Raw genomic sequence first — 26245 nt, forward strand, 5'->3', positions numbered from 1 at the left:
CCTTCAGCCTTCAACCTTCCAACCTTCAGCCTTCAGCCTTCCAACCTTCAGCCTTCCATCCTTCAGCCTTCCATCCTTCAGCCTTCAGCCTTCAGCCTTCAGCCTTCCATCCTTCAGCCTTCAGCCTTCCAACCTTCAGCCTTCAGCCTTCCATCCTTCAGCCTTCAGCCTTCCATCCTTCAGCCTTCAGCCTTCCATCCTTCAGCCTTCCATCCTTCAGCCTTCCATCCTTCAGCCTTCCAACCTTCAGCCTTCCATCCTTCAGCCTTCAGCCTTCAGCCTTCAGCCTTCCAACCTTCAACCTTCCTAGCCTGACAAACAAATTTCCACATAAAAAAGGGCCTGAAAAGGCCCTTTATCATTATTATTATGGATTACTCGGCGTCTTCGCCAAGAGCCATGCGGGTAAAGCGTCCTATCTGAATGCTTTCGCCCAGCACGGCAATAGTTTCATTAATAAGATCGTTTATTGTCTTGGAATCATCTTTAATGAAGGGTTGTTCCTGAAGGCAGACTTCCTTGTAATACTTTTTAATCCTGCCCTCTACTATTTTCTCGGCAATATTGTCAGGCTTGCCCTCTTCCTTGGCCTGATGAAGAAAAATCTGCTTTTCCTTTTCCAGCAAATCCTGGGGCAGCTGATCCGGAGTCACACATACCGGAGAGGTAGCAGCTATCTGCATGGCCAGATCCTTGGCCAGGGCCTGAAAATTATCACTCTTGGCTACAAAATCGGTTTCGCACTTAAGCTCCACAAGAACAGCGATTTTGCCGTTGGAGTGAACATAAGATCCAATCCAGCCCTCTGATGTAGCTCTGCCGGCTCTTTTTTGAGCTTTGGCAAGGCCTTTCTCACGCAGCCACACCATAGCCTTTTCTTCATTGCCATTGGTGGTTTCCAATGCCTTCTTGCAATCCATCATCCCTGCTCCGGTCTTGTCGCGCAGGGCCTTTACCATTTTAGCGTCAATCATTTATTTTTCCTCCTGAACTGCTTCAAGAACCTCTTCTTGCTGTTGTGTGGGAACTTGTGCATCATTTGTCTGAACTTCTTCCATTTCAGCCATATCATCAAGGCCATCCCTTTCTCCTGCTCTGGCTTCACCTTCAAGACAGGCATCTGCTATGCTTGCAGAAAAAAGCTTAATGGCTCTTATTGCGTCGTCATTACCAGGTATGACAAAATCAATCATATCCGGATCACAATTGGTATCAACCACAGCCACAATGGGGATGCCGAGCTTGCGGCATTCTTTGACTGCTATGTCTTCTTTTTTGGGATCAATGATAAAAGCTGCTCCCGGAAGATCTTCCATGTCCTTGATTCCACCCAGATCAGCGTTAAGCTTCTTAATCTCGCGCTGCATCATAACGATTTCTTTTTTTAGAAACCTGTTTACAGAGCCGTCTTCAAACATTTTTTCCAGACTTTTCAGACGCTCAATACTGCCTTTAATGGTTTGAAAGTTGGTCAATGTCCCGCCGAGCCAGCGGTTGGTGATATGAAACATACCCACTCTTTCCGCCTCAGTTCTGACTACTTCCCGTGCCTGACGTTTCGTGCCCACAAAAAGAACCTTTTTACCCGAGGCCACCACATCCACAATAAAGTCATCAGCTTTCTGATAAAGCTTGACTGTCTGTTGCAGATCAATAATGTGAATGCCTTTCCTGGAACCGAAAATATAAGGTTTCATCTTCGGATTCCAGCGCCTTGTCTGGTGACCGAAATGGACTCCGGTCTCCAGCATCTGCTTCATACTAACGTATCCCATAAATCCTCCCTGGGTTAATCCTCCGTCCGCCTGAATTTTCAGACAACTTATACCCAACGCAAAGAGCCTGACACCCAAAGGTTGAAGCGAACGTGTGATTTGAGAACTGGTTTTCATAGAATAAATGTAACTGGATTGCAAGCTTTATGATTCCTAATTGTCTACTTTTTTTGTTCTGCAAAGAAAATCTCTTGCCAACCGATAAACCTTGGGATATTTGATTACGTTATTTAATTTTTTTCGGAGGTAATATTTATGAAAAAAGATCTTCATCCAAAGCTGCATGATACCAAAGTGTCCTGTTCCTGCGGTTATGAGTTTGAATCCAAATCCACAGTGGGCGACAGCATCCATGTTGAAATTTGCTCCCAATGCCACCCCTTTTATACTGGTCAGCAAAAATTTATTGATACAGCAGGGCGTATAGACAGGTTCAAGAGAAAATACGGACAGACCACTGCCAAGCAGGACTAATTGTCCACTCATTGGGGCTGGTTTCCCCTAGCAGAACGGTTCAGATCAATTAAGGAAAGCAGGGGTTTTTATTCGTGTCTTTTTTGAGGCAGGTGGGTCCCGGAAAATCCAGCCCCCATCCCACATGCAAAGGGATAAACTGTTACTAATAAACAGGTACTGGCTGTCTGTCCCTGCTATCCTTATAATCAACCCGGCAAAATCAGGCTACGACTATGCAGACAAAGTTGGAACAGTTAGAACAGGAATACCTTCAAATAGAAAGCGATCTCAGCGATCCGGAAATTTTCTCTGATCAGGATAACTACAGGCGCTTATCCAAATCACATGCCGACTTAGCTCCTGTTGTGCATGCTTTTCGGGAGTTTCGGGACATCTTATCTCAAATTGATGAGAACACCGAACTTTTACGAGACAAGGATCCAGAGATGCGTCAATTGGCAGAGGCTGAAGACAAACGCCTCAGGCAGGAACGTGATGACCTTGAAGAACGCCTCAAAATTCTACTGTTGCCCAAAGACCCAATGGATGAAAAAAATATCATCCTGGAAATAAGGGCAGGCACCGGAGGCGAGGAAGCCGCTTTGTTTGCTGCAGATCTTTTTCGCATGTATTCAAGGTATGCAGAAAATAACAGCTGGAAGGTTGAACTTTTAAGCGTCAATGAGACAGGTACCGGTGGATTCAAGGAAGTTATAGCCTCCATAAGCGGCAATTATGTTTTCAGCAGGCTGAAATATGAATCAGGCACTCATAGAGTTCAGCGGGTTCCTGAAACCGAGTCTCAAGGTAGAATTCACACTTCTGCGGTTACAGTGGCTATTATGCCGGAAGCAGAAGAGGTAGATCTCAAAATCGATCCCAATGAAATCAGGGTTGATGTTTTCAGGTCTTCAGGACCCGGCGGCCAGAGTGTTAATACTACAGACTCAGCAGTAAGGGTCACCCATATCCCTACCGGATTAGTTGTTTCATGTCAGGATGAGAAATCCCAGCATAAAAACAGGGCTAAGGCTATGAAGGTCCTGCGTTCGAGGCTTCTAAGCATGATGGAGGAAGAGCAGCAGAAGGAAATGGCTGCTACCCGCAAAGCTCAGGTTGGTTCCGGTGACAGATCTGAACGTATAAGAACCTACAACTTCCCTCAAGGCAGGGTAAGCGACCACCGCATCAACCTGACACTCTACAACCTTGACGCAATTCTGGAAGGGCAGCTGGACGATATTGTAGAACCACTCATCCAGAACTTTCAGGCTCAGGCCCTGAAGGAAGCAAAAGCGGCCTAACTCTTGTGGCAGGCAACACTACCGCAGATCTTTTAAACAAAACTGCTGCAATATTAAATAAGGCGGAAGTTGATTCACCACGGCTTTCAGCCCGCCTGCTCCTGGCTCATGCAATGGGTTGTTCCCAGGAATACCTTTTTACTCACCCTGATCATATACCTTCGCCAGAGCAGACTGAACTCTTTCTAACCCTTATTGAGCGTCGCAAAGTTAGAGAACCGGTTGCGTATATCACTGGGCATAAAGAATTCTATGGACTGCCTTTTCTGATTAGTAAGGATGTACTGACCCCCAGGCCTGAAACAGAACTTATTGTTGACCTGGTGCAGCAATTTTACTCCACCCGTACCCCTTTGCTTTTTGCGGACCTTGGTACCGGGTCAGGCATTCTGGCTGCTGCCATCACTGCCATGATGCCTCAATCCAGATGCCTTGCCTGCGATATAAGTTTCCGTGCCCTCCAGACAGCTGCTGCCAACTTTTCAAATCTTAAGCTTAAAGACACCATTTTATCCCTTCAATCAGACATGGGACAAGGCATCAAAGAGAACAGCCTGGATTTCATTGTTTCCAACCCTCCATACATCTCTGAAAAAGAATACTTAGAAACAAGCCGTGAAGTAGTTGATTATGAACCGCGTATCGCACTTGTCTCTCATGATGCCGGCATGGGGCATATTAAGCTTGTGGAAGCAAGAGCAAGGAATTTACTCAAAAAAAACGGCATGGTTTTCATGGAAATGGGAAGTAATCAGACCCATCAGGTAAAAGATATCTTCTCAACCTGGAAAAGTTTCATGGTTCACCAGGATCTGGCCGGCTTAGACCGGATTATCACAGCAAAGATGAGGACATAAAAGTTCTTAACTGTTACAAAAAAACAAACTTTGTAAAAAAAGTCACAACTCATCCTGCACCCTCAAAAATAAAACCAAACAATTTCAAAGACTTACATAAACAAATTTTAGGAACACTTTTTGCTTATGCCTCGTCAGGAGGACTTCATGAAACAACAAACCATCAAAAAAGAAATCAAGTGCGCCGGTGTAGGTCTGCACAGCGGCCGCAAGGTCTCTTTATGTCTTCGCCCTGCCCGGGAAAACACTGGCATTGTATTTATCCGCAAAAACAAAGACGGTGAATGCAGACTGCCTCTGAGTCCGCACAACGTCACCTCCACAGAGCTTGCAACTACAGTAGGTACTAACGGAACCAGCATTTCCACGGTTGAACATCTGCTTGCTGCTGTTTCAGGGCTTGGCATTGACAATATCGAGATCGAGGTTGATGGTTCAGAACTTCCCATCATGGACGGCAGTGCAGCATCGTTTGTCTTCCTTATCCGCTCAACCGGCATTAAAAAACAAAATCAGACCAAAAACATCCTTAAATTTAAAAAACCTGTGGTTTTCAAGTCTGACAGTCGCTGGATCAAGGTTACTCCATACCAGGGCATGAGAGTGAAATACACCATTAATTTTGATCACCCCATGGTGGGCAGACAGAACTTTATTTTTGAGAACCAGCCACACCAGTTCATCAGGTACCTTGCCAAGGCCCGAACATTTGGTTTTTTGCGCGACGTAGAACAGCTTCAGAACATGGGACTGGCTCTTGGTGGATCATTAGAAAACGCAGTAGTCTTAGATGAATATGGGGTTATCAATCCTGGTGGCATGCGCTTCACTGATGAACCCGTCAGGCACAAGATTCTGGACTTTATCGGAGACATGTCACTGTTTGGTGCTAATCTCTGGGGATCTTTTGAAGTCCATTGTTCAGGGCACTCATTCAACAATGCCTTTCTAAGGTTTGTTGAAGAAAATCAGGAAGACTTTCTGTGTCCTGTTGATTTTCATACTTCTCCCAAAAAGGGCAGACAACCCTCCTATAGACCAATGCCCGTGGCAGAACCGGCCATGGCCTGAGTCTAATTTCCTGCTTCCTTTTTTTCATGGGATTCGTCTCACATTTCACCGACAAATTAATGTGGACAGTTCCCGCTTCAGAGAATATCTTCTTTCCACTACTTCGAGCATGACCGACCTAAAGCCCATTAGGACCATAAAATGCCTGTTGCAACCATTGTCAATGCCTGCGCCATTATCCTGGGGAGCCTTATAGGAGTACTTCTTGGACGGAACTTTCCTGATCGGGTCAGAACCATAGTTTATCAGGGCATTGGTTTGAGCGTGCTGGTCATTGGAATAGATATGGCCCTGAAGTATGACAACATAGTGCTTGTGGTATTTTCTGTTTTGCTTGGCGCGGTCACAGGAGAACTCTTGAGGCTGGATCAGAGACTTACCAATCTTGGAAACATTCTTAAAAATAGAATCAAGTCCAGAGATACAGGGTTTACTGATGGTTTTGTTACAGCATCATTGATTTTTTGTATTGGCTCCATGGCCATCCTGGGTTCCATAGACGAAGGCATACGAGGCGAACGAACCATTCTGCTGACCAAGTCCATTCTGGACGGATTCATCAGTATCCCTCTGGCCTCAACCTATGGAATGGGTGTACTTTTTTCCGCCTTGCCGGTCCTTATCTATCAAGGCTCCATTACCATAGCTGCATCTCAATCCCAGGCTTTTTTCACTCCCATGATTATCACCCAGATAACCGCTGTTGGTGGCCTTTTAATTATGGGCATTGGCATTTCTCTTCTTGACATCAAGAAAGTAAATGTAACAAATCTACTTCCATCCATCGTCTATGTTGTATTTTTTGCCTGGATTTTGAATTAAGGCAGGTTACGCACAAAATATTATGAAGCAACGCATATTCCGTGTCATTCTAAGTTTTCCTTGGGCATGCTTTCTTGCCCCTGAATAACCTCTTTTTAGCAAAGATTAGTGGCAAGGACATAGTGCTTCTTCTAAGTAACTAAAATCAAATTATTAACAAAATCAGACGGTTATAGTTTTCACAATTTTAAGATTTTTACATATGATTGATTCTCAATTACCAGAAAAGTTCCGTCAAAGATGAGAGCTTTGCGCCTGGCACAGGGACTGTCCCTCGCTGTGTAAATTTTTTCATTTAAGCAAATTTTTCCAGGAACCAATGCAGCATCAATCTTTTTTATAGTACCTCGCGGGGACTGTCCCAATTTCCAGAAAAGTGACAGACTCGTTAAGTTACTCACAGGTTCGACTACCGGACCGCCCGGGTGAAAAGATTTTAAACAAATTTCAGAGTCATACGCAAATGACTAAACAAATACAATTTATACCATATGAATCACAATCCATCTCAAATATCTCATTATCGTTTCGGAGTGGTAGCTTTGATAGGTTTACCCAATGCCGGAAAGTCGACCCTGATGAATACTCTTGTGGGAGAAAAGGTGGCCATTGTCACCCCGCGGCCCCAAACAACCCGAAACAGAATTACAGGCATCCTTACTAAAGATGACTGCCAGATAGTTTTCTTGGACACTCCCGGAATTAACAGGGCTGGAGGCAGAATGAATGATCTGCTCAACAGAACTGCCATGGAAGGTCTTGTGTCTTCAGATGCTGTTATACTTCTTGCAGATACAGCCCGCTATACCGGCAAAGAAAAATTATTGTTACAGGAGCTTAAACCCCTGGCAAGCCGGGTCTCTGATCTGCCCAACCTTCTTGTTGCAGCCAACAAAATCGACAAAATCAAATTCAAAGACAGCATGCTGCCTGTAATGGAGAATATTGGACAACTCTTTCCGGAAAGAGAAATATTGCCTGTAAGCGCTTACAAAAATGATGGTTGCCAGGAACTGCTCAAAAAGATAATTGCAATGCTGCCTCAGGGAGATGCCCTTTATCCTGCTGATCAAATTTCCACTTTACCAGTTCGTTTTATGGCAGCTGAAATTTTAAGAGAAAAGCTTTTTATGAAAACCAGACAGGAAGTTCCGTATGGTTTGGCTGTTGAAATTGAGTCATGGCAGGAAGATAATTCGTTAATCCGTATCAATGCGTTGATTTATGTCTTAAAAAGCTCACACAAATCCATTGTCATTGGAAAAAAAGGTCAGCTTTTAAAGCAGGTCGGCATTGAGTCCAGGCAGGAAATCCAGGACTTGACCGGCAAAAAGGTCTTTCTGGAAACCTGGGTCAAGGTCAGGCCAGGATGGAACGAAAACCAGGGCATACTTTCCGCCCTTGGTCTTGGTTGATCCAGAAAGTACGTTTATCAAAAAAATCACCAAATTATAATAACTCTGCAAAAAAATGAACTTATCAAAATACCAGCACAGAATTCAGCAATTACAAAGTATGATGAGTCAGAACGGTGTAGATTTTTTCCTGATACAAAGCCCTGCCAACAGGTTTTATCTCAGCGGCTTTGAACTTTTTGATCCTCAATGCAATGAGAGTTCCGGTTACCTGATTATTTCAAAGGACAAAACATATCTTCTGACAGACCCAAGATATCAGGATACAGCAAAGCAGCATAGTTCTATAAATGAAATTTTTATCTACTCTGCAGACAAATTCAAAAAAATTAATGAATTTCTAAAAAAAATTGGTGTAAAATCTCTTGCCTTTGAACCGCAATGGATGAAGTTTGATTTTTTTCAGAGCCTCTCCAGAGAGTTTGATCTCAAGCCAGTCCAGAATCTTGTTGAAAGCCTGAGAATGATAAAAGATGCTGAAGAAATTCGTTTGATAGAAAAGTCATGTCAACTTAACCACCATGTCTTCAGGCTTTTGGAAAAAATTATTGAACCAGGCATAAGTGAAACTGAGGTAGCCTGGAGAGCAGAAAAATATTTCAGAGAACATGGAGCATCAGGTTTGAGTTTTTCAACCATTGTGGCTGCTGGTAAAAACGCGGCTCAGCCGCATGCAATACCCCGTAACAGGCCAATTCCCGAGGAAACTCCCTTACTAATTGATATGGGTTGCCGTCTTGATGATTATTGCTCTGATCAGACCAGAACCTTCTGGGTGGGTAGTACTCCAACCAGAAAATTCATGGAAGTTAAGGACCTGGTTATGGAAGCCCAAAACATTGCTATCATGGAGATAGGGCCAGGAATGCCCATAAGGGAGGCCTATTTTCTTGCAAGATCATTTTTTGAAAAACATAAAGTACATGAGCACTTCACTCACGCTCTGGGCCATGGCATTGGCCTTGAAACTCACGAACCGCCAAGTGTTGGGCCAAGAACCACTGGCACGTTCAAGGCAGGCATGATCATCAGTGTTGAACCGGGATTATATTATCCTGATTGGGGCGGGGTAAGGTGGGAGTACATGGTACTAATTACAGATAACGGAGCCAGAATTCTTTGAGTACATCCTCTTGTTTTTCTCAACGCCTCTATATCCGTCTTAACCGCAAAGACATTGCATTTTTTAAGTTTTTGCTTGAGTCCCGGGACAATTTGGCTTACCTTACTGTTATTGATAAATACCTTGCCGTAGTTCAAATTGTCTTTGGTTACGGATTTGAGCATGCTATCCAGAACTTTTTGGATGAGGCCGGTCAGGATCTCGTTTTCAAGATCATTTATATGCCTGTTTGATTTCATAAACCCTGATATACAACACACAATGAATCTAAGTATCAGTTTAGCCTGTTTTTTTAAAGTTAGCAGAGGAACATGGCATCCCAGTCTTTTTTTTTTGATTTAAAAATAGTTTGTAACTTTTCACCATACAGCTGCCACTTTGTAAATCGAAATGCCCAATACTGGACCCCGAATCAAGTCCGGGGTGACGGTTAAAGCAAATTCTTACTCTTTACCGTCATTCCGGCGAAAGCACGGAATCCAGAAAAAAAAAGGGAGCACAGAAGACTGCCTGTAGAGAAGCATAAAAGTATGCTGAATAGATACAATAGACTTAACAAAAAAGGTACTGGAAAATCCAGTCTCTCTGACACATGCAAATGGCTAAAGGTTAGAACTGTTACTTAACTGGAGAAAAAAATGAAAATAAAAATTACTGCCCTCATGCTTCTGTCGTTTCTTTGCCTGGCCATGTCCGGCGCCCCTGGCATGAGTCCATCCGGAGCTGCTAATGACCGACTTTTCAGGGCAACCATCATTGATGAGCAGGACAACACATTTGATGTTCAAAACCTGTCTGCTGAGGGATCTACCCATCTTAAGGCACAAACCGGAGCAGCCGAGGCAAGCATAGATTTTGGCAAAGTAAAACTCATCAGGCTTTATCTCCAGGATGAGAAAGTACTGGCTAAGTTGCATTTTCTCAATGACGATGTCATGGACTTTTACATCCAGCCTGATACCACCTTTGTCGGACTGACTGACTGGGGTAGAGTCAGCTTTCAGGCCCGCGACTTAAAAGAAATTCAATTCAGATAATAAAGAGACAATATCGTGACACTTGTTGATCCAGGCACACAGATTATTTCCCAGGGTATGGAAGCTGACAGGATATATGTTATTCTTTCCGGTCGTGTGGATATCCTTTGCCACGGTAAAAAAGTTATTGAACTTGGACCTGAATCTGTTCTCGGTGCTGAGCCGGTTTTTTTTCCGGAAACCAGCTACCTCTACTCAGCAATAGTCAGCAGGCAAACAAGAATATCAGAATACCATTATTCTGATATTCTGGACATGATCAGCACCAGTCCGGATCTTTTCCATCAGATTTTCAGCTCCATGAGCAAACAGCTTGGTAAATTGTGGAATGAGATTGGTGAGAACGTTGAGCATGAACAGAATGACATGCATTTTGTAGGGGAAATCAGGTCATACACTGAAAACCAATGGGTAATTCAGGAGGGTCAGGAGGATACGGATATATTTCGCATTGTTTCTTCAGATAAAGGTCTTGAAGTGTCGCGCAGTGGTCACAAACTCGCTACATTGAATACTCCGGGGGAATTTTTTGGAGAAATGGCCATTATTCTCGGTGAAAAAAGGACAGCCAGTGTCAGATCTCTTGGCAACTCTATTCTGGAGGTATATCCAGGCCACCAGTTACAGAATATACTTGCAGACTATCCAGGCATAGCCATGAGAATCATAAAAGCCATGTCACAGCGCCTGGCTCATACCACTAAAGCTCTCGCTGACTCCACTGCAGGGCAGTGAAAAAAAATTGCATGTTCTTTTAAGCCTGAAAAAAATTACGGCAATTGTCTCCGGCCTGAATCCAGACTTTTTCCAGATCCATATCTTTTATTTCAGCTATTTTCTGAGCAGTAAATACCATTAAAGCAGGTTCGTTTTGTTTGCCTCTGTAAGGTTCTGGAGCAAGGAACGGGCAATCAGTTTCCATGAGCATTCTGTCTAATTCAATAATAGCTGCAGCACGACGCAAAGCATCATTTTTTTTAAAGGTAACACTGCCTGGTATGGATATGTGCCAGCCCATGGCCATGATTTTTTTTGCTTCATCAGGACCCTGCCCAAAACAATGCCATAAAAGAGGACGGTCTCTGAAACCCATATCCATGAGTATTTTAATGGTATCCTCATAAGCATCCCTGGAGTGCACAACCACAGGCAGGTCTAATGAAGAGGCCATTTCCAGCTGCATTTTAAAAGCTTTTTGCTGCTCCTCAACAGGACTGTGCTTGTAAAAATAATCAAGGCCGGTCTCGCCTACAGCCTTTACTCTGGGATTATGTTTTACAGCATTCCAAATTCTTTCATGTTCATCATCTGAGTAGTGTCTCGCTTCATGAGGATGAACTCCGTGAATGAGAAAAACCTGATCTAAATTATCAAAAAGCATATGTTGTTTTTCATAAGCTTCACTGCCGAGTACAACATTACCAATGGTGGTAACTCCACATTCCCTGGCCCTTATAATGACCTCATCAATTTCTTTTGCCAGATCGCCCATGGTCAAATGGGCATGACTGTCAGCTCCGCCTGGAGGCAAAACAAGATCTTGGGGCTGAGGCCTTGGTTTTTTCCTTGACATGCTATTTTTTCTCTCTAACGCCCTGTTCCCACTGATCAAGAGGAATGGCCTCGTCAATAAGCATTACCGGAATCTCCTCCCTGACAGGATAAACAACTACACAGCTGGAACATTTTAAACCTTCTTCATTGTTCATCAGCTGCAAATCCGACTTGCATTTGGGGCAAGCCAGAATATCCAGAAGTTCTTTATTCAGCGCCATTATATCTTCTCTCCTTTGCTGAAAATGTCTTACCCGGGCGCGCCCAGGTAAGACAGATGTTATTTGCTATGGTCACACCCGCTTTTGGAAAAATAAAAAATCAGGCTTTCCTGTAAACAGTAGGTGCTGCCTGCTCAAGACCAAGCTCCATACCGCTAAGGCTCTCTGAATGCCCAATGAATATGTATCCTTTTGGTGCTAAATGAGAAACAAAGTTACGCAATAGTTTTTCCTGCACTGCTCTGTCAAAATAAATCATCACATTGCGGCAGAAAATTATATCCATAGGCTCTCTGAAGCCAAACTCTTCCATAAAGTTAAGACGTCTGAACCTGACCCTGTTTCTAAGACTTGGTACAACCCGAACCAACCCACGTTTCCTGTCCTTGCTGCGCAATAGATATTTACGCCTTAGCAGTGGAGGAATGTTTTCCGCCTTGTCCTGAGAATATATGGCTCTTTCAGCCTTTTCCAGAACCTCATTATTGATGTCTGTAGCCACAATCGTGAATGAAAAGCCCTGGTGTTGTTCAGCAAACTCTGACAACACCATGGCGAGAGTATAGGGCTCCTCACCCGAAGAACAACCCGCACTCCAGACAACTAAATCCTTTTGGCCATTAAACCTTTGATACCACTTTGGCAGTACCTGGTTATACAGATAATCAAAATGCTTGGGCTCTCGGAAAAAGTGAGTTGTATTGGTAGTAACCGCATCCATCAGATGAGGCATCTCAATTTCTAAGCCCTTTAAGCTGAACAGGTACTCACAATAATCTTTGTAATCATTCATGCTAAGAGATCGTAAACGTCTTTGCAGCCGTGACTCCAACATAGTTCTTTTGGTGGGAGGTACTTTAATTCCGCACTCAGAACTGATAAACTGACTGAGTTTTTTAAAATCTCGATCAGACAGCTTCTTATTCGTAAGATTGGTTGCCATTTATTAAGTTTGATCCTCTTATGATCAACAGAGTATAAATATGATGAACAGTAAGCAATGCAGCCAAACTTATATGTTGGTACCAGGAAACTGGCTTTTCTGCCTTTAATATTATTATGCTGCTTAAAACTTTCCAACGGCAAAAATGCCTGTCCCAATATTTTAAAATATTTCGTAACAGTTTAGCCATTTGCATGTGGCACGGCTTCCTGCCCGGAGGCATACAGCCCGGAGGGGGACTGGCTCTCCCAGCCCTTGTTTTATTAGAAAAGAAGGGGACAGTCCCAAAACTCTAAGCTGTTACATACCTGCCTGCACTTAAAGTTAACGTGAGTTCTCACAAAAAATTATTACGCGGACGTACGGTAAACCAGACTTCTTACTATTCCAGCCTGCTATCTCCTGCTTCCTTGACCATGCCAATTTCTTCTGATGAAAAAACCTTATTAACATCAATAATTATTACAAATTCATCATTTTGTTTGGCCATGCCATATATAAATTCTGTTTTGACCTTGGCTCCCATCCTGGGTGCCGGTTCAATGTCTTCCGGTTTGATTTCAAAAACTTCCTGCACAGAATCAGATAAAGCTCCCATAATAGTTGATTCACCATCCATGAGCACCTCAACAATAATAATGCAGGTGTGTACGGTTCGTTCTGTCTTTTCCAGACCTAACTTGAGTCGTAAATCAGCAACAGGTACAGCTTTGCCTCGCAGATTGATGATCCCAAGAAGGAAGTCCGGAGTTCTTGGCACCTTTGTTACAGGTACATAATCCAAAACCTCCCAGACTTGCGAAATATCAATGGCATAAAGCTCATCAGCCAAAGTAAAGGTCAGGTATTGATTGGCCGCAATAGCAGTTTTATCTTTTTCAGCCATATCTACTCCTTATTATGGTAGGCTTGCATAAAGCAAAACTTCAGGCTTTCAGGTTCAGAAAAAATCATTTTTTATGTAATTAACTAAAACTTTTCAAAGTCTTTATCCAGGTCATCATCTCCCATATCTAAAGCAAAGCGACCCTCTCTGCTTTTATTTCCGCTGTTCAGAGATTGCTTGTTGTGAGGCTGTGGATTATTTTTAGTCTGTTTTTTTAAGGCAACTTTTGGCCTTGATCTTCTGCCTGAAAAAGCCTGCTCATCACCCACCTTGAAAAAGGCCATGGTGGCCTGCAATTGTTCAGCCTGGCTGGAGAGTTCTTCAGCAGTAGATGACATCTGTTCTGCTGCAGAAGCGTTTTGCTGAATGACCTGGTCAAGTTGCTGAACTGCCTGGTTGATCTGTTCCACACCTGAATTCTGCTCCCTGCTTGCAGCAGAAATTTCCTGTATAAGTTCAGCAGTTTTCTGTATATCAGGAACTATCTTTTTCAGCATTTCTCCTGCTTTTTCAGCTACTTCTACGCTGGATCCTGACAGATCGATAATTTCAGCCGCTGCAGTCTGACTTCTTTCCGCAAGCTTTCTGACTTCCGAAGCTACAACCGCAAAACCTTTACCGGCTTCGCCTGCTCTTGCCGCTTCAATAGCAGCATTTAGCGCAAGCAAATTTGTCTGGCGGGCAATTTCTTCGATAATTGAAATCTTATCTGCAATCTGCTTCATGGCATCCACTGCCTGAAAAACAACCTTACCGCCTTCTTCAGCATCTCTTGCTGCCTGGATTGCAATTTTCTCAGTTTGTGCGGCATTGTCTGTATTTTGCTTAATATTGGCTGCCATCTCTTCCATGCTTGAGGAAACCTCTTCCACTGAAGCAGCCTGCTCAGTCGCTCCTTGAGACATCTCCTCTGATGATGCTGATAATTCCTGGCTTCCAGAGGCAACATTTTCCGAGGCAGTCTTAACTTCCTGCACCACCTCGCTCAACTTGTTGCGCATGGCCTGCATTGCGCCAGCCAAAATACCTATCTCATCCTTTTGTTCCACATCAAGATGTGCAGTCATGTCACCTGCAGCCATTTTTTGTGAAAATGTCACACCCTTGGCTACAGGATTTGTAATTGCCCTGGTTAACAAAATGCCGAGTATTATAGCCAGAAAAACTCCTATGGCCATACCGGCTATGGCAATGGTTACTGCCTGGGCCGCGTCTAAGTTTGCCTGGGCAACTCCTTCTTCAGCCACCTGCTCGTTAATATGTATGACTCTTTCCAGGACATCCATGGTGGCCCGCTGTGCTTCCACTCCATCTACCATGGCCAGTATGTTCATTTCACCATAAAGTGCATCTGCCTCTTCAGCCAGATTAATCAACCGATAGAAATAGTCAAAGGTAGCGTCAGCAGCCAGCACCATAACGCTGATAAATTCATCTACAGCCAGCTGTTCATTATTCTGGTCAACATGGCTACGCACTTCAGCCACACTTCGGTGAAAGGCATTATGTCCTGGAACAATATCCCGCAGGATACTGTTAATCTGTTGATTGTCTATACTAAAATCAGACAGCCACCGCCCGAAATTACAGGCAGTCGGATCATCCTGTCCCTGAAAAGTCTGGCCGGTCAGAATCATCCTGCCGACATTATCCATCAAGGCATAGTGATCACCTCTAAACTGCTGCAACTGCCCTATAAACTCCTCTGTATTGAGGATTCCAATGGATTCAAGCTGCCTGGACATCTGCAGGAACTCATTGTTCACTCTGCCCCATTCCTGCAGTCTCGGCATAAAATCCCTCCAGATAGCAGCTTCTTCCTGGGTCTGGGGAAGTGGTTCAAACCGTTCAAGCGCGCGCTGATATCTGTCTCTTGCTGAATCTATATTGGCATATTGTTCCCTTCTGAGTTCCATGCTCAAATCAGGATTGAGCAGCGTACGAATTGAAACCATGATATTTTCAAATTCAGCTTCAATCTGTCTAAGATAATCTATACTGGGCAACCTGACTTCACCAATTTCTTCGATATGACCGGACAGATTGTTTGCACCCCGCCAGCCAAAAAAGCCTACAATGAGAACAATAACTGCCACCACAATAAATCCACCAAGCAATTTGACTCCAAGCTTTATGTTCTTCATCTGTAACCTCCTTGGGCTTTTGGCACTAATTCAGCCGTTACTCGATATTAATAAGCGTCATGACTGAAAGTATGTAATTACTTTCTGATGACAGCCTTAATCAACTCCCGGGGTATAGCCTGCAATGGTGCTACTTTGTCCACACCACCAAGCTTTATTGCCTCATGCGGCATTCCGAATACTACACTTGTCTCCTCGTCCTGAGCTATACAAAAGGCACGGGCATCGTGCATTTCTTTCATACCTTTGGCTCCGTCATCGCCCATGCCTGTCATTATGATGCCAATGGCGTTTGCTCCTGCATATCGCGCTGCAGAACGAAAAAGTACATCCACTGAAGGTCTGTGTCTGGAAACCAGCGGACCATCTTTAATCTGAACAAAATATCTTGCACCGCTGCGTTTGAGCATCATATGCCTGTTGCCCGGGGCAATCAATGCATGCCCCCTTAACATTGTTGCACCATCTTTCGCTTCCTGGACAGAAATCCTGCAAATACTGTTGAGACGGGCAGCAAAGGCTGCAGTAAAATTCTCAGGCATATGCTGGACTACGGCAATGGCAGGACAGTCTAAGGGCATGGCTTCCAGAAAAATGCGAAGTGCTTCTGTACCTCCTGTTGAGGCACCTACAACAACAACTTTTTCTGTAGTTTCGGCCATTGCCCTGGTGCTTGGCGGAGGCAGAACAGCGTCTGCACTCATTTTTTTCTTAACCTGAACCATTTTGGACAGAGGCTTGAGCTTGGCCTGAGCCGCAGCTTTTACCGCATCGCATATTCTAACCTTGGACTCTTCAAGAAATTGTCTTGTACCAACTTTTGGCTTTTGAATGATTTCCACAGCACCGTATTCCAGAGCCTTCATTGTAGTTTCTGCACCCTGGGTGGTTAATGTGGAACAGATAACCACAGGAATAGGATGTTGCGTCATGATTTTTCGCAAAAATGTAATACCGTCCATACGGGGCATTTCTACATCTAAGGTCAGAACATCAGGAATCTGCTCTTCCATTTTTTTTACTGCTGCAAAAGGATCAACTGCAGCGCCGATGACCTTGATGCCCGGGTCACTGGACAATATCTCAGTCATGGTCTGCCTGACCAAAGCTGAATCATCAACAATCAGTACTTTTATTGCCATATTGATATCTCTCTAAGTAATGCTACAGCACAACCTCATTATTGACCTGCCTGAACTGGCAGTTCTGTATCCTGGGTTTGCAGGCATTTGACAGCTGAAAAAATGCATGCCCCAATTTGAAACATCCTGGAAAAATTGATAAGTTTTGCTATAGTGATAATATTTTTTCAAGCTCTCATAGACTGCATGAAAGCTCGCTATTGTTCAGCCACAACATCCTCAACCAGGGTCGGCACATCAAGGATTAAAGCCATGCTCCCGTCTCCACGCACTGTGGCCCCGGATAAGCCCCTTACGTTCTGATAAACATGACCAAGACTCTTGATTACTGTCTGATGCTGCCCGACAACCTTGTCAACAACAAGTCCCACCCGCTGATTTTTAACATTGACAATGACAATCTGCTCAATATTGAGTTCATGGCTGGTAATATTGAACCAGTCACCAAGTCTGACATAAGGTACTATCTCACCGCGCAGATTAATAACACTTTTAGATTCTTTGGCCTGACCGTCAGATTTCAGCTCTACACACTCCTCAACAACAGAAAGGGGTATGACCAGATTGTCATCGCCTACTTTAATCTGCAGACCGTCAATAATGGCCAGAGTTAGAGGAAGTTTAATGGAAACCCTGGTGCCTTTATCCTTTTCACTTTCCAGAAAAATGTGCCCCCGCAGGGCTTCAATGCCTCTTTTTACGACATCCATACCTACACCGCGGCCTGAAACCCCGGTCACCTTAGATGCAGTGGAAAAACCCGGCTCAAAAATCAATTGCTGCACTTCTCTGTCACTTATATCAGAATCAGCAGCAATCAGGCCCCTTTCTACTGCCTTTTGTCTTATGACCTGGGAATCCAGACCTTTGCCGTCGTCTGCTATTTCAATGACCACTTCTCCCCCGGCATGAGCTGCAGAAAGAGTTATGGTCCCCTGCTTGTTTTTGCCGGCTGCCTTTCTTATGTCAGGATCTTCAATTCCATGATCGATACTGTTACGCAGTAAATGAACAAGAGGATCGTTGAGGCGTTCTATCACAGTTTTATCAAGTTCAGTATCAGCTCCCTTGGTAACAAGCCTGATTTCCTTATTTAGATCTTTGGAAAGATCCCTGACCAGTCTGGTGAACTTGCTGAAGGTTGCACCTATGGGCATCATCCTGATACCAAGGGTGCTGTCACGCAAAGAATCGGAAAGTCTTTCCATTTCTTCTGCAAGAGACTGGAGACTGGAAGAGTGAATCTCTGTAACGATTTGATTAAGCCGGGCCTGAGCTATGACCAGCTCACCCACGAGATCCACAAGATTATCCAGCTTGCCGGAATCAACCCTGATGCTGGCAACTTCAGCAGTTGCCTTTTTACGTGACTCAGCCTTTTGGACTATCTCCTGTTCAGCCAGTGCGGAAGCTACTTCCTGGGCTGACACTTTACCACTTTGCACAAGCATGCTGCCGATTTTTTTCTGCAGCCTTAAAACTTCATCAACATCATCAGGCGTCAAGGCGCCCCTTCGTATAAGAATCTCTCCAAGCTTGTCATGTGCCTCTTCTGTATCAATTTCACCGGACCGGGTCAGTTTTTCAACTATCAATTCGCAATCATCTTCTACAAACATGAAGATATCCCTGATGGCATTCTCATCCTCGGTTGTAGTCAGAATAATATCCCACCAAGTATAGCACATCTCCGGATTCATTTCTGAAATGTCAGGAATGGCATCTGTCCTGGCAATTATCCTGCAAAGAGGGCTGTCCTTGGGAACATCCGACTTAAGCTCACAAATCCCCATGTCGAACAATTCGTCCAGCAGGGCCAAAGGCTTGGCACCTGTAAAAAAAATATTTTTATCCGGCTTGAACTTGACTCGGTAGGTATTAAGTTCACCGGCTTGATTGTCATCATCAGAGTCCTCATCTAAAGCATTATATTCTGAATCTTGGGCAGTTGTATTTGACCCTACATTTTTCTTAAGATTTTCAATGATCTCCTTTGTTCTGGCCGGCCTGTCCTGTCCACGATCATAAAGCATATCACTTATAAGATCTCTGGATTTGAAAAGAATATCAACAAGTTCCATATTAAGAGCTACTACGCCTTCCCTGACCTGATCCATAACCGTTTCAACTTCGTGGGTAAAATCAGCGATCTCATCAAAGCCAAACATTGAACCTGATCCCTTAATGGTATGCATGGCTCTGAAAATTCGGTTGATCAAGTCTTGATCGTCAGGGGTTTGCTCAAGATCAAGCAGCCCCTTCTCAAGTTCGTCCAGAAGTTCCGCAGCTTCTACCAGATAAGCCTGGCGGCCTTGATCAGCAATGGACATTCAAGCCTCCTGATGGAATGAAAAAAAAACAAGATTACATTGAACTTTTGTGCAAAAAAACATCTATATAGACTTACCGCTTTAATCCTGTAACAAAAAAAAGAAAATTACTTGACACCGACAAGAGCAGTAATATCCATAACCCTAAACCTTCAGCCTTTACCGCTAAAATTCCAGTTCTCCCCCAAATTAAATGTTCATGTATAAAATGCGTTATGAGCACAGCCAGCATTAGCACGGCAATAAGAGCAAACAATAACGTAAATAGACAATGCAGGACCGCCGGATTTGGGCTTGATTCACTACTTTATGATACCAGACTCTCAGCCCAGTACCTTTTTAACAACAGCAAGCAATTGTTCCGGCTTAAAAGGCTTGACAATCCATCCTGTAGCACCGGCCTGCTTGCCCTCCTGCTTCTTTTCAGCCTGGGATTCTGTAGTCAGCATAATGATAGGAATAAACTTGAACTGGCTCTGTCCCCGTGCCTGACGTATCAGTTCCAACCCATCCATATTGGGCATATTCAAATCTGTAATTATCATATCTACAGGAGAAGACAACTTGCCAAGAGCGTCCTGCCCGTCCACAGCCTCAACTACATCATAGCCAGCGTCTTTAAGAGTAAAGGCAACCATCTGTCGCACACTTGCAGAGTCGTCTACTGTCATAATTTTTTTAGCCATCAACATCTCCTTTCCAGAAATATCCCCCAGTATACTCCTCAGTAAAACCCATTTTTTCAGCTTTATTCTGAATTCTATCTGGAACTGGGTCAAAAACAAGCTTTTTACCTTCTATTACCGCCTCTTTATATAAGGCGCATACAATCTGCAAAAAAGAAAGATCAACCCCATCCACTTGTGCCATATCCACCCTTATGACCTCGTGTACACTTATGGTATCAACAATAACATTGTGAAGCTCTTTGGCACACTCGATATTCAGATTGCCCTGCAATATCATTACAGCACCTTGATCATCTGTTTTAATTTCTACTTCAGCCATTAACGACTCCTTAACTTAACCATTTTAGCGCACAATTTATTGTGCAAACAGCATGGGAGCATTGCCCGTTTCTGAAAAGTCAATTGGGGACAGTCCCGAAGCCAGGGACAGTCCCTGTGCCAGACCGTCACAATCAATTTTTAACTCCAAAATAGTTATGACATACAGCTCGGATTTATAGTTTTCAAAAACACGTAATGCTCCCAAAAGCATACTGCTTGCTGTAAACGTGAAAACTTTATCAGTTAAAAAAGCTCTATATTATCCCCAAAATCATCACCATCCTGAGTCTCCTCATTTGCGCCCTGCTCGTCATCATCCCAGAATATTTCATCCTGATCCTGGGTTTCTCCTTCAAGCTGCACTTTATGCACTAAGCGCTGTGACTCCATAGTATATCTGTCAAACATCCTTTGCAGGTTGGCCGGCCATTGAGTATCTTCAAAATCAGAGTGAAACTCTGACTCTGTCTGCTGAACAACCTGTTGTAAAAAACTTTTGGCTTCACTGATGCCGGTGCTTACTTCGTGATGAAAATCCAGATTTTCAGACAGAAAAGAAATGGTACTGGACAGGTTTGAACCTTCTGAGATAATCAACCCGAGTTTTTGTTCAATTTCAGCGTTAAGTTCACTCATTTCATTAAGGCTTCGATCTATTTTTTTGCTTAAATCATCAAAACCGCTAAAGTCTACTGCCTGTGCAGTGAGCTTCTGCAGCTCCTCTGCATCACTGGATATGGAGTTCAAGGTAGCAGTAACCGCTCCTGTTTTTTCCCTTGCTCTGCCTGACAACTGCTGAATGGCAACGGCAACAACCCCAAGGGCCATGCCTTCAGAACCTGTATGAGCGGCCCTTACACTGGCATTAAGGGCAATGAGCTCAATCTCTGATCCCACTTCTTCAATATCATTCACAAAATCCGACATCTGGGATACACTGCCGCCTACAGTTTCCATGACAGTGCTTATTTCGTGGCTTTTACCGGTAAAATCATGAATGCTGAGTTTGACATGGGCTATTTTTTCTCCAATATTTACCAACAGATTGCCCTGTTCATCGTCCCCTAAACCTAAGGACTGCTTCAGTCCTTCTGCCATGCTGGATACACTTGAAGCAATGGAGTCAAGACCTTTCTTAAGGTTCTCAACAGCCTCATAAAAGGAAATCCCCGCCTGATCCATCTGCTGAATCTGAAGTGAACAGACTTTATTTATCCATCCAGCAAGCTGGGTAGAAGTATAACTCTTAGTCTCCGAGCCGTTTCCATTATTTTTAATAAGATTGACGACTTCTTCCAGGGTTTCCTGCACATGTTCCACAATCTGTCTGGTGATATCATGAAACTGCATCGAGGAAACCATTTCCCGAACATAGGAAGTGATCTCAGAAGCTTTCTGAGCCAGGTCCTCTGAAGCTGCTTTGGAGCTTTGCCTGATTGTCTCCAGATCATTGAGGTTAGAATTGATATCCTCCAAAACTTTCTCTACACCGGATTTCTGATCCTGCACCAGCATCTCAACTCTAATTTTAGCTGATTGTACCAGGTCATACAAAGTTGAAGATTCATCTACAATCCTTTGCCAGTGACCTACCATCTTCCGCCCCAGAGCTTCAACATCATCAGCCAGAGTCATAAATCCCCTGCCAATATCTCCAAGTCTGGCGCTTTCAATTCTTGTGGTAAAACTCAGCACATTAAGAGTTCTGACAATCTTTTTGAAATCATTCATCTCTAAAGACAGCGCCCTGCTCTGGTCAAGCACATTACCTAAAAGCTCAGTGCTTTTCTCCCCCCAGCCAACATCACAATACTCGGTAATATCCTTGAGTTCATCCTGCAGGTCCTGCTGGGCATTTAATATTTTTTCACCACTGGTCAGCTTCATCAACTCATCCGCCATATTAGAAAGCCCGGCTGACTTTGATGATATTTCGTGCAAGTTCTGACCGAGATCAAGAAAATCCTGCTCTTTATCCTTGATTATAGAACCAAGAAATTCAGATACCTCACTCACTTGACGGGCCCAGTCTTCAAAAACTGCACTGCCATGCTGATCAGTAATTTCCACTGTCTCCTTTTTCATAAATAGTCTTTGCTTTGTTATTGGTTGATTAAGGTTAAAACCTTTCAGCCAGGTGTACCCTGAAAAGAATTCTCGGGTCTGCCGGGAAACATATAAGCTCTCTTTTAATGCTGGTCCCGGTAATTTTTATAAAATGAACGAATAGCTCCTGTTAAAAAAAGCAGGGGCCAGACACCCCAAGCACCACTTGATCAACAAACCATGTTTGAAGCATGCCATTTTTGAGGCAAGTGGTTTCCTGAAATGCCAGTCCCCCTCCGGGCTTTATGCCTCCGGACAGGGGAGCAGTGCACATCCAAAGGTCTAAACCATTACTCATAAGGTACTGCAATTCCATCAGGCGTTCAAATCAATAAAATGTTTTTTTGCGGGCTGCTTTTTTTCTGCTATGCACAAAACGCCCGTTACATTGTTCTGATCGTCTCTTACAGGAACACATCTAAAACTGTCAGCTGGTATACATGATCCTGAATGTCTGCTGATTTGAGCTCGCCCCTCTTCACCTTCAAGGGCCTTCTGGGCACAGATCAGGAGTTCTTTTCCGCATTTTTCTTCAAGACTGACACCTCTTACCGAACTTGAGTCAATGAGATTAAGAAAGGCCGGGTTACACTCGCGTATAATCAAACCTGCATCAAGGTATACAACAGGAATATCCAGACAGTTCATAAGAGCCTGGAACTTACTGTCTTCGGATAGAAACATTCTACGAACAAAAGAATTTCTTTCCACTGAGTATTTTATTGATCGTGCCAGCAGTCCACCGTCAAAATTTCCTTTGGGCAGATAATCCTGCGCACCGAGTTTAACTGCCTTTACACCAAGTTGCTCATCATTTATGGTAGTCATCACGATGATTGGCAGCTCAGGGAAGCCGCTCATAATGCGCTTCACTGTATAAAGTCCCATACTATCAGGAAGACCAAGATCAGAAACCACCAAGTCAAAGTCATTGCTTTCAAGATTTTGCAGAGCCTCTGACAAGGTGCCGGCATTGGTCAGCTCAATACGTATCCCCCGCAGCTCTTTGGCTATCTCCTGGAAAAATCTTACATCCATGGGATTATCTTCGAGATAAAGAACTTTATAAATCTGCTCATCCATAGTAAGGATTCTCCTTGAAACAATTGGTTGATAAACCCGACTCATGCAACGGAATCATTACACGATTATGAAAACTGAAACAAGACATACTTTTGAATAAAAAACCCGAACCCAGCTTCTTAAGCAACTAAAAACGAAACTAAATTTCAAACTACAGAAATATAGCACTACTAACAAGTAAAAAAATTGCCGCTTGTGAAAATTATTTCATAGCTACCAGCTCAAAATGTTTTATGTATAAATTGACAAAAGAGTGAAACCAGTACATTCGGCCTTGAGCCTGGGCTTTTTATTTTCGGAAGCCTCATTTTTTTACCCTGGCCGGGTTTGGCCGCAACCCAGCTGAAAGCAAAGTATCGTAAATTTTTTCCAAATAATCCAAATCAGCTTATTTTATCATGCCTCAAGAAAATAACTCAGAAAAAATTCTCGTGGTCGATGACGACCCCACAGCCAGGCTTTTTGCGTCAAGAATAATTCGCAAAGCAGGTTATGAGGTAGACGATGCAATTGACGGCAACACAGCACTGAAAAAAGTCAGGCTGTTTGAACCTGACCTTATTCTGCTGGATGTAATGCTTCCCGACATCAACGGAATAGAGGTCTGTAAAACCATTAAGGCTGACCCTCGCCGGCACAGCCCATATATTATCCTTTTTTCTGCCATCCAGACAGGTTCCAGCGACAAGGCTCTGGGACTGGAGTCAGGAGCTGACGGATACCTTGTCAAACCTGTCAACACTCGCGAACTTCTGGCCCAGATTCGCGCAATGCTCAGACTAAAAAGGGCAGAAGAAAGACTGTCCAATCAGAAACAATGGTATGAAACTGTTCTTAACAGTTTGCAGGAAGTAGTCATCTGTATGGATTCAAACCTTAACATCACCTGGGCCAACAAGTCTGCTTTAGACTCCATAGGGCTTCAACAAATAGATGTAACTGGAAAAAAGTGCAGTGATGTATTTGATTGCACCGTAGACTCCATGCAGAAATGTCCTGTACAGAAATCCATCCGCACAGGTCAGACTGAAGACGCATTAATCAAAACCCAGGATGGCCGAACCTGGGATACAAGGGCCTATCCGGTTTTTGACCAACATGGCAATTTGAATGAACTGGTTGAAGTAGCCATGGATGTAAGTCAGAACATAAAAACCCGGAAGGCCTTAGAAAGAAGTGAAGCGCTTTTAAGCGAAGTCACCACCAGAATGCCTGGAGCTATCATACAATACAGGGTTCTTGACGGACAGCGGCTGCAGATGGTTTATATCAGTCAGGGCATATTCAATCTGACAGGCATCAGTGCCGAAGCAATCCTGGCATCCCCTGAAAAGTTCGTCTCCATCATATTTGCAGAAGACTATGAACGAATCTTCAGCCAGCTTATGGAGAGCTTAAAGAAAAACAAAGCTTTTGGATCCGACTTCAGAGTTTATGGACCCGGCAATAACATAAAATGGCTGCGCTTAAGTACAGTCCCCTACGAAACAGATGAAGTTACTGCCTGGTATGCCATGCTTACAGACATAACCCCTCTGAAAATTGTAGAGCAGGAACTGACACGCAAGGCTCTGCATGACCCTTTGACAGGTCTCCCCAACAGACAACTGTTTAATGATCGTCTGAGTCAGGCCCTGTCCTATGCAGAACGGTACTCTCAGAAGGTAGGTCTCATTTTTATTGACTTGGATAATTTTAAACCCGTCAATGACCAGTATGGACATATGTTTGGGGATGCTGTCCTGCAGACTGTAGCCCACAGACTCAACACATGTGCAAGAAAAACCGACACTGTGGCCAGATTTGGAGGAGATGAGTTCGTAATTATTCTGTCCAGTCTGGCGTCACGTGAGGATGTTGACAGGATACTAAAAAAAATTACCGAGATATTGCAGACAGACTTTTATGTGGATAATCTCCATCTGCAATTAGAGGCAAGCATTGGAGTAAGCATCTACCCGGACGATGCAGAAGAAAAGGAAGATCTGGTAAAAGCAGCTGATAAGGCCATGTACAGCACCAAACAGGACAAGGGGATAACCATAAGGTATTATGATGATATGTCGGAATCAGACAGCCGGTCCTGATTGCTGTAACTGATCGAGGCTTCAGCAGGTTAAAACTGACTGGACAATAAAATTATCATGCAAACTTTTGGTTTATTATAAAGGGCGAACATAAGGTTCGCCCTTTGTAAGAATACAATCAACGTATCTGATTCATAATCATACAAACTTAAACCATGGGCTGAAAAGTGATAGTCCTCAGCTCACAATTTCCCATGCACCGTCATCTCTACGGCACGCCTTGCCATAAGCCTTTTCCACTTCACCGCCAATGATGACTTCAGTGGTATATTCCCGGCAGTATCTTCCGGTGTCAGGCTGCTGAAAAGTATTTGTAGGAGTTACCTTGTAAGACGTATTAGTGTCAGGATTGCTCCATTGCGTTGTGGTACCGGTAGGACGGGTTTCCAGAGTGTTGTTCAGATTTCTTTTGTCCATCTGATCCATGCGGTCAAGATAGCTGCCAACATAACCGCCAAGGGCCGCGCCGAGAAGAGTGCCACCGATTATAGCCGCTGTCTGACCTGTTCCTTTACCTATTTGAGCACCTGCTATACCGCCGGCTATGCCGCCAAGAGCGGCTCCACCAACAGTATGTTTACTTTCTCCGCAGCCGGCCAGCAACAGAACCGCCAGTAAAGGAAAAATCATAATTGTTTTCATACCTTAAACCTCCTAAAATGTTCAAAATATTCTCAAAAGTTAAACTCGCTCGACAGTCAAAGATGAGGTAACAAATATTGACATTGCACTGCTTGTCTGAAATTGAATAATGTCAATTTTGTTACAGGCATACTGAGTTGCAATAATCTTAACTGTCGCTTATAGATATAGCAATGAAAAATTCAGTAGACAAGATATATTTTTCAAATCAAAAAAACAGTCGGGCAGAAGTAATTT

The 26245-nt window shown here is 43.7% G+C and carries 26 protein-coding genes; 12 read left to right on the forward strand and 14 right to left on the reverse strand.

Going from position 1 to position 26245, the window contains the following annotated elements; translation table 11 throughout:
• On the forward strand, positions 1-310 hold a 310-nt coding region (locus LZ23_RS25125; RefSeq protein ID WP_232300504.1), incomplete at its 5' end, for a hypothetical protein.
• Positions 311-374: 64 nt separating this feature from the next.
• Here the strand turns inward: LZ23_RS25125 and tsf are convergent.
• Together tsf and rpsB are read right to left on the reverse strand one after the other, a co-directional pair.
• Positions 375-974, reverse strand: coding sequence for a translation elongation factor Ts (tsf, locus tag LZ23_RS14600; RefSeq protein WP_045215205.1), 600 nt, complete (start codon positions 972-974; stop codon positions 375-377).
• Positions 975-1775, reverse strand: coding sequence for a 30S ribosomal protein S2 (rpsB, locus tag LZ23_RS14605; RefSeq protein WP_045215559.1), 801 nt, complete (start codon positions 1773-1775; stop codon positions 975-977).
• A 255-nt stretch (positions 1776-2030) separates the two neighbouring features.
• On the opposite strand from rpsB, the gene rpmE reads away from it, so the two are divergent.
• The 10 genes from rpmE (at position 2031) to LZ23_RS14660 (ending at position 10595) form a co-directional block, all read left to right on the forward strand.
• Positions 2031-2249 carry a 50S ribosomal protein L31 gene (gene rpmE, locus LZ23_RS14610; protein ID WP_045215207.1) on the forward strand — a complete coding sequence of 73 codons (219 nt, stop codon included), beginning with the start codon at positions 2031-2033 and terminating at the stop codon, positions 2247-2249.
• 215 nt (positions 2250-2464) lie between these two features.
• Positions 2465-3535: a peptide chain release factor 1 gene (gene prfA, locus LZ23_RS14615; protein WP_045215209.1), complete on the forward strand. Its 1071-nt coding sequence runs from the start codon at positions 2465-2467 to the stop codon at positions 3533-3535.
• A 5-nt stretch (positions 3536-3540) separates the two neighbouring features.
• Positions 3541-4392, forward strand: a complete 852-nt coding sequence (gene prmC, locus LZ23_RS14620) for a peptide chain release factor N(5)-glutamine methyltransferase (protein ID WP_052507407.1) — start codon at positions 3541-3543, stop codon at positions 4390-4392.
• 147 nt (positions 4393-4539) lie between these two features.
• Positions 4540-5463 carry a UDP-3-O-acyl-N-acetylglucosamine deacetylase gene (gene lpxC, locus LZ23_RS14625; RefSeq protein WP_045215211.1) on the forward strand — a complete coding sequence of 308 codons (924 nt, stop codon included), beginning with the start codon at positions 4540-4542 and terminating at the stop codon, positions 5461-5463.
• A gap of 141 nt (positions 5464-5604) precedes the next feature.
• Positions 5605-6285: a DUF554 domain-containing protein gene (locus tag LZ23_RS14630; protein WP_045215212.1), complete on the forward strand. Its 681-nt coding sequence runs from the start codon at positions 5605-5607 to the stop codon at positions 6283-6285.
• Between the two features lie 491 nt (positions 6286-6776).
• Positions 6777-7700 carry a GTPase Era gene (era, locus tag LZ23_RS14640; protein WP_045215214.1) on the forward strand — a complete coding sequence of 308 codons (924 nt, stop codon included), beginning with the start codon at positions 6777-6779 and terminating at the stop codon, positions 7698-7700.
• Between the two features lie 55 nt (positions 7701-7755).
• On the forward strand, positions 7756-8823 hold the full coding sequence (locus LZ23_RS14645; RefSeq protein ID WP_045215216.1) for a M24 family metallopeptidase: 1068 nt from the start codon (positions 7756-7758) through the stop codon (positions 8821-8823).
• Positions 8820-9056 carry a DUF4911 domain-containing protein gene (locus LZ23_RS14650; protein WP_045215217.1) on the forward strand — a complete coding sequence of 79 codons (237 nt, stop codon included), beginning with the start codon at positions 8820-8822 and terminating at the stop codon, positions 9054-9056. Before LZ23_RS14645 ends, LZ23_RS14650 begins: the two co-directional genes overlap by 4 nt.
• A gap of 405 nt (positions 9057-9461) precedes the next feature.
• A complete protein-coding gene (locus LZ23_RS14655) occupies positions 9462-9860 on the forward strand; it encodes a hypothetical protein (protein ID WP_045215218.1) in 399 nt (132 codons plus the stop codon).
• 15 nt (positions 9861-9875) lie between these two features.
• Positions 9876-10595 (forward strand): Crp/Fnr family transcriptional regulator, encoded by a 720-nt coding sequence (locus tag LZ23_RS14660; RefSeq protein ID WP_045215220.1) that lies wholly within the window; start codon positions 9876-9878, stop codon positions 10593-10595.
• Positions 10596-10614: 19 nt separating this feature from the next.
• Here LZ23_RS14660 and LZ23_RS14665 read toward each other — a convergent pair whose 3' ends face one another.
• The 11 genes from LZ23_RS14665 to LZ23_RS22790 all read right to left on the reverse strand — a co-directional run bounded on the left by LZ23_RS14665 (position 10615) and on the right by LZ23_RS22790 (position 23279).
• Positions 10615-11433, reverse strand: coding sequence for a TatD family hydrolase (locus LZ23_RS14665; RefSeq protein WP_045215222.1), 819 nt, complete (start codon positions 11431-11433; stop codon positions 10615-10617).
• Position 11434: 1 nt separating this feature from the next.
• Complete coding sequence (locus LZ23_RS14670) at positions 11435-11635, reverse strand: Trm112 family protein (RefSeq protein ID WP_045215224.1); 201 nt, start codon at positions 11633-11635, stop codon at positions 11435-11437.
• Positions 11636-11735: 100 nt separating this feature from the next.
• Positions 11736-12578, reverse strand: coding sequence for a CheR family methyltransferase (locus tag LZ23_RS14675; protein ID WP_045215225.1), 843 nt, complete (start codon positions 12576-12578; stop codon positions 11736-11738).
• Positions 12579-12960: 382 nt separating this feature from the next.
• Positions 12961-13464, reverse strand: a complete 504-nt coding sequence (locus LZ23_RS14685) for a chemotaxis protein CheW (RefSeq protein WP_045215228.1) — start codon at positions 13462-13464, stop codon at positions 12961-12963.
• Between the two features lie 83 nt (positions 13465-13547).
• Complete coding sequence (locus LZ23_RS14690) at positions 13548-15608, reverse strand: methyl-accepting chemotaxis protein (RefSeq protein ID WP_045215230.1); 2061 nt, start codon at positions 15606-15608, stop codon at positions 13548-13550.
• A 77-nt stretch (positions 15609-15685) separates the two neighbouring features.
• Positions 15686-16750 (reverse strand): protein-glutamate methylesterase/protein-glutamine glutaminase, encoded by a 1065-nt coding sequence (locus tag LZ23_RS14695; RefSeq protein ID WP_045215232.1) that lies wholly within the window; start codon positions 16748-16750, stop codon positions 15686-15688.
• A 197-nt stretch (positions 16751-16947) separates the two neighbouring features.
• A complete protein-coding gene (locus tag LZ23_RS14700; protein WP_045215234.1) occupies positions 16948-19080 on the reverse strand; it encodes a chemotaxis protein CheA in 2133 nt (710 codons plus the stop codon).
• A gap of 323 nt (positions 19081-19403) precedes the next feature.
• Positions 19404-19766, reverse strand: coding sequence for a response regulator (locus LZ23_RS14705; protein WP_045215236.1), 363 nt, complete (start codon positions 19764-19766; stop codon positions 19404-19406).
• A complete protein-coding gene (locus tag LZ23_RS14710) occupies positions 19759-20088 on the reverse strand; it encodes an STAS domain-containing protein (RefSeq protein WP_045215237.1) in 330 nt (109 codons plus the stop codon). The genes LZ23_RS14705 and LZ23_RS14710 overlap by 8 nt, the downstream gene beginning before the upstream one ends.
• Before the next feature lie 245 nt (positions 20089-20333).
• Positions 20334-22175, reverse strand: a complete 1842-nt coding sequence (locus LZ23_RS14715) for a methyl-accepting chemotaxis protein (protein WP_045215239.1) — start codon at positions 22173-22175, stop codon at positions 20334-20336.
• Between the two features lie 336 nt (positions 22176-22511).
• A complete protein-coding gene (locus LZ23_RS22790; protein WP_052507408.1) occupies positions 22512-23279 on the reverse strand; it encodes a response regulator in 768 nt (255 codons plus the stop codon).
• A 398-nt stretch (positions 23280-23677) separates the two neighbouring features.
• On the opposite strand from LZ23_RS22790, the gene LZ23_RS22795 reads away from it, so the two are divergent.
• Complete coding sequence (locus LZ23_RS22795) at positions 23678-25366, forward strand: GGDEF domain-containing response regulator (protein WP_052507409.1); 1689 nt, start codon at positions 23678-23680, stop codon at positions 25364-25366.
• A gap of 177 nt (positions 25367-25543) precedes the next feature.
• On the opposite strand, the gene LZ23_RS14735 is transcribed toward LZ23_RS22795, so the two are convergent.
• Positions 25544-26008: an RT0821/Lpp0805 family surface protein gene (locus LZ23_RS14735; RefSeq protein ID WP_045215243.1), complete on the reverse strand. Its 465-nt coding sequence runs from the start codon at positions 26006-26008 to the stop codon at positions 25544-25546.
• Positions 26009-26245 lie beyond the last annotated feature (237 nt).

The organism is Desulfonatronovibrio magnus (assembly GCF_000934755.1).
GTDB classification, from domain to species: Bacteria; Desulfobacterota; Desulfovibrionia; order Desulfovibrionales; family Desulfonatronovibrionaceae; genus Desulfonatronovibrio; species Desulfonatronovibrio magnus.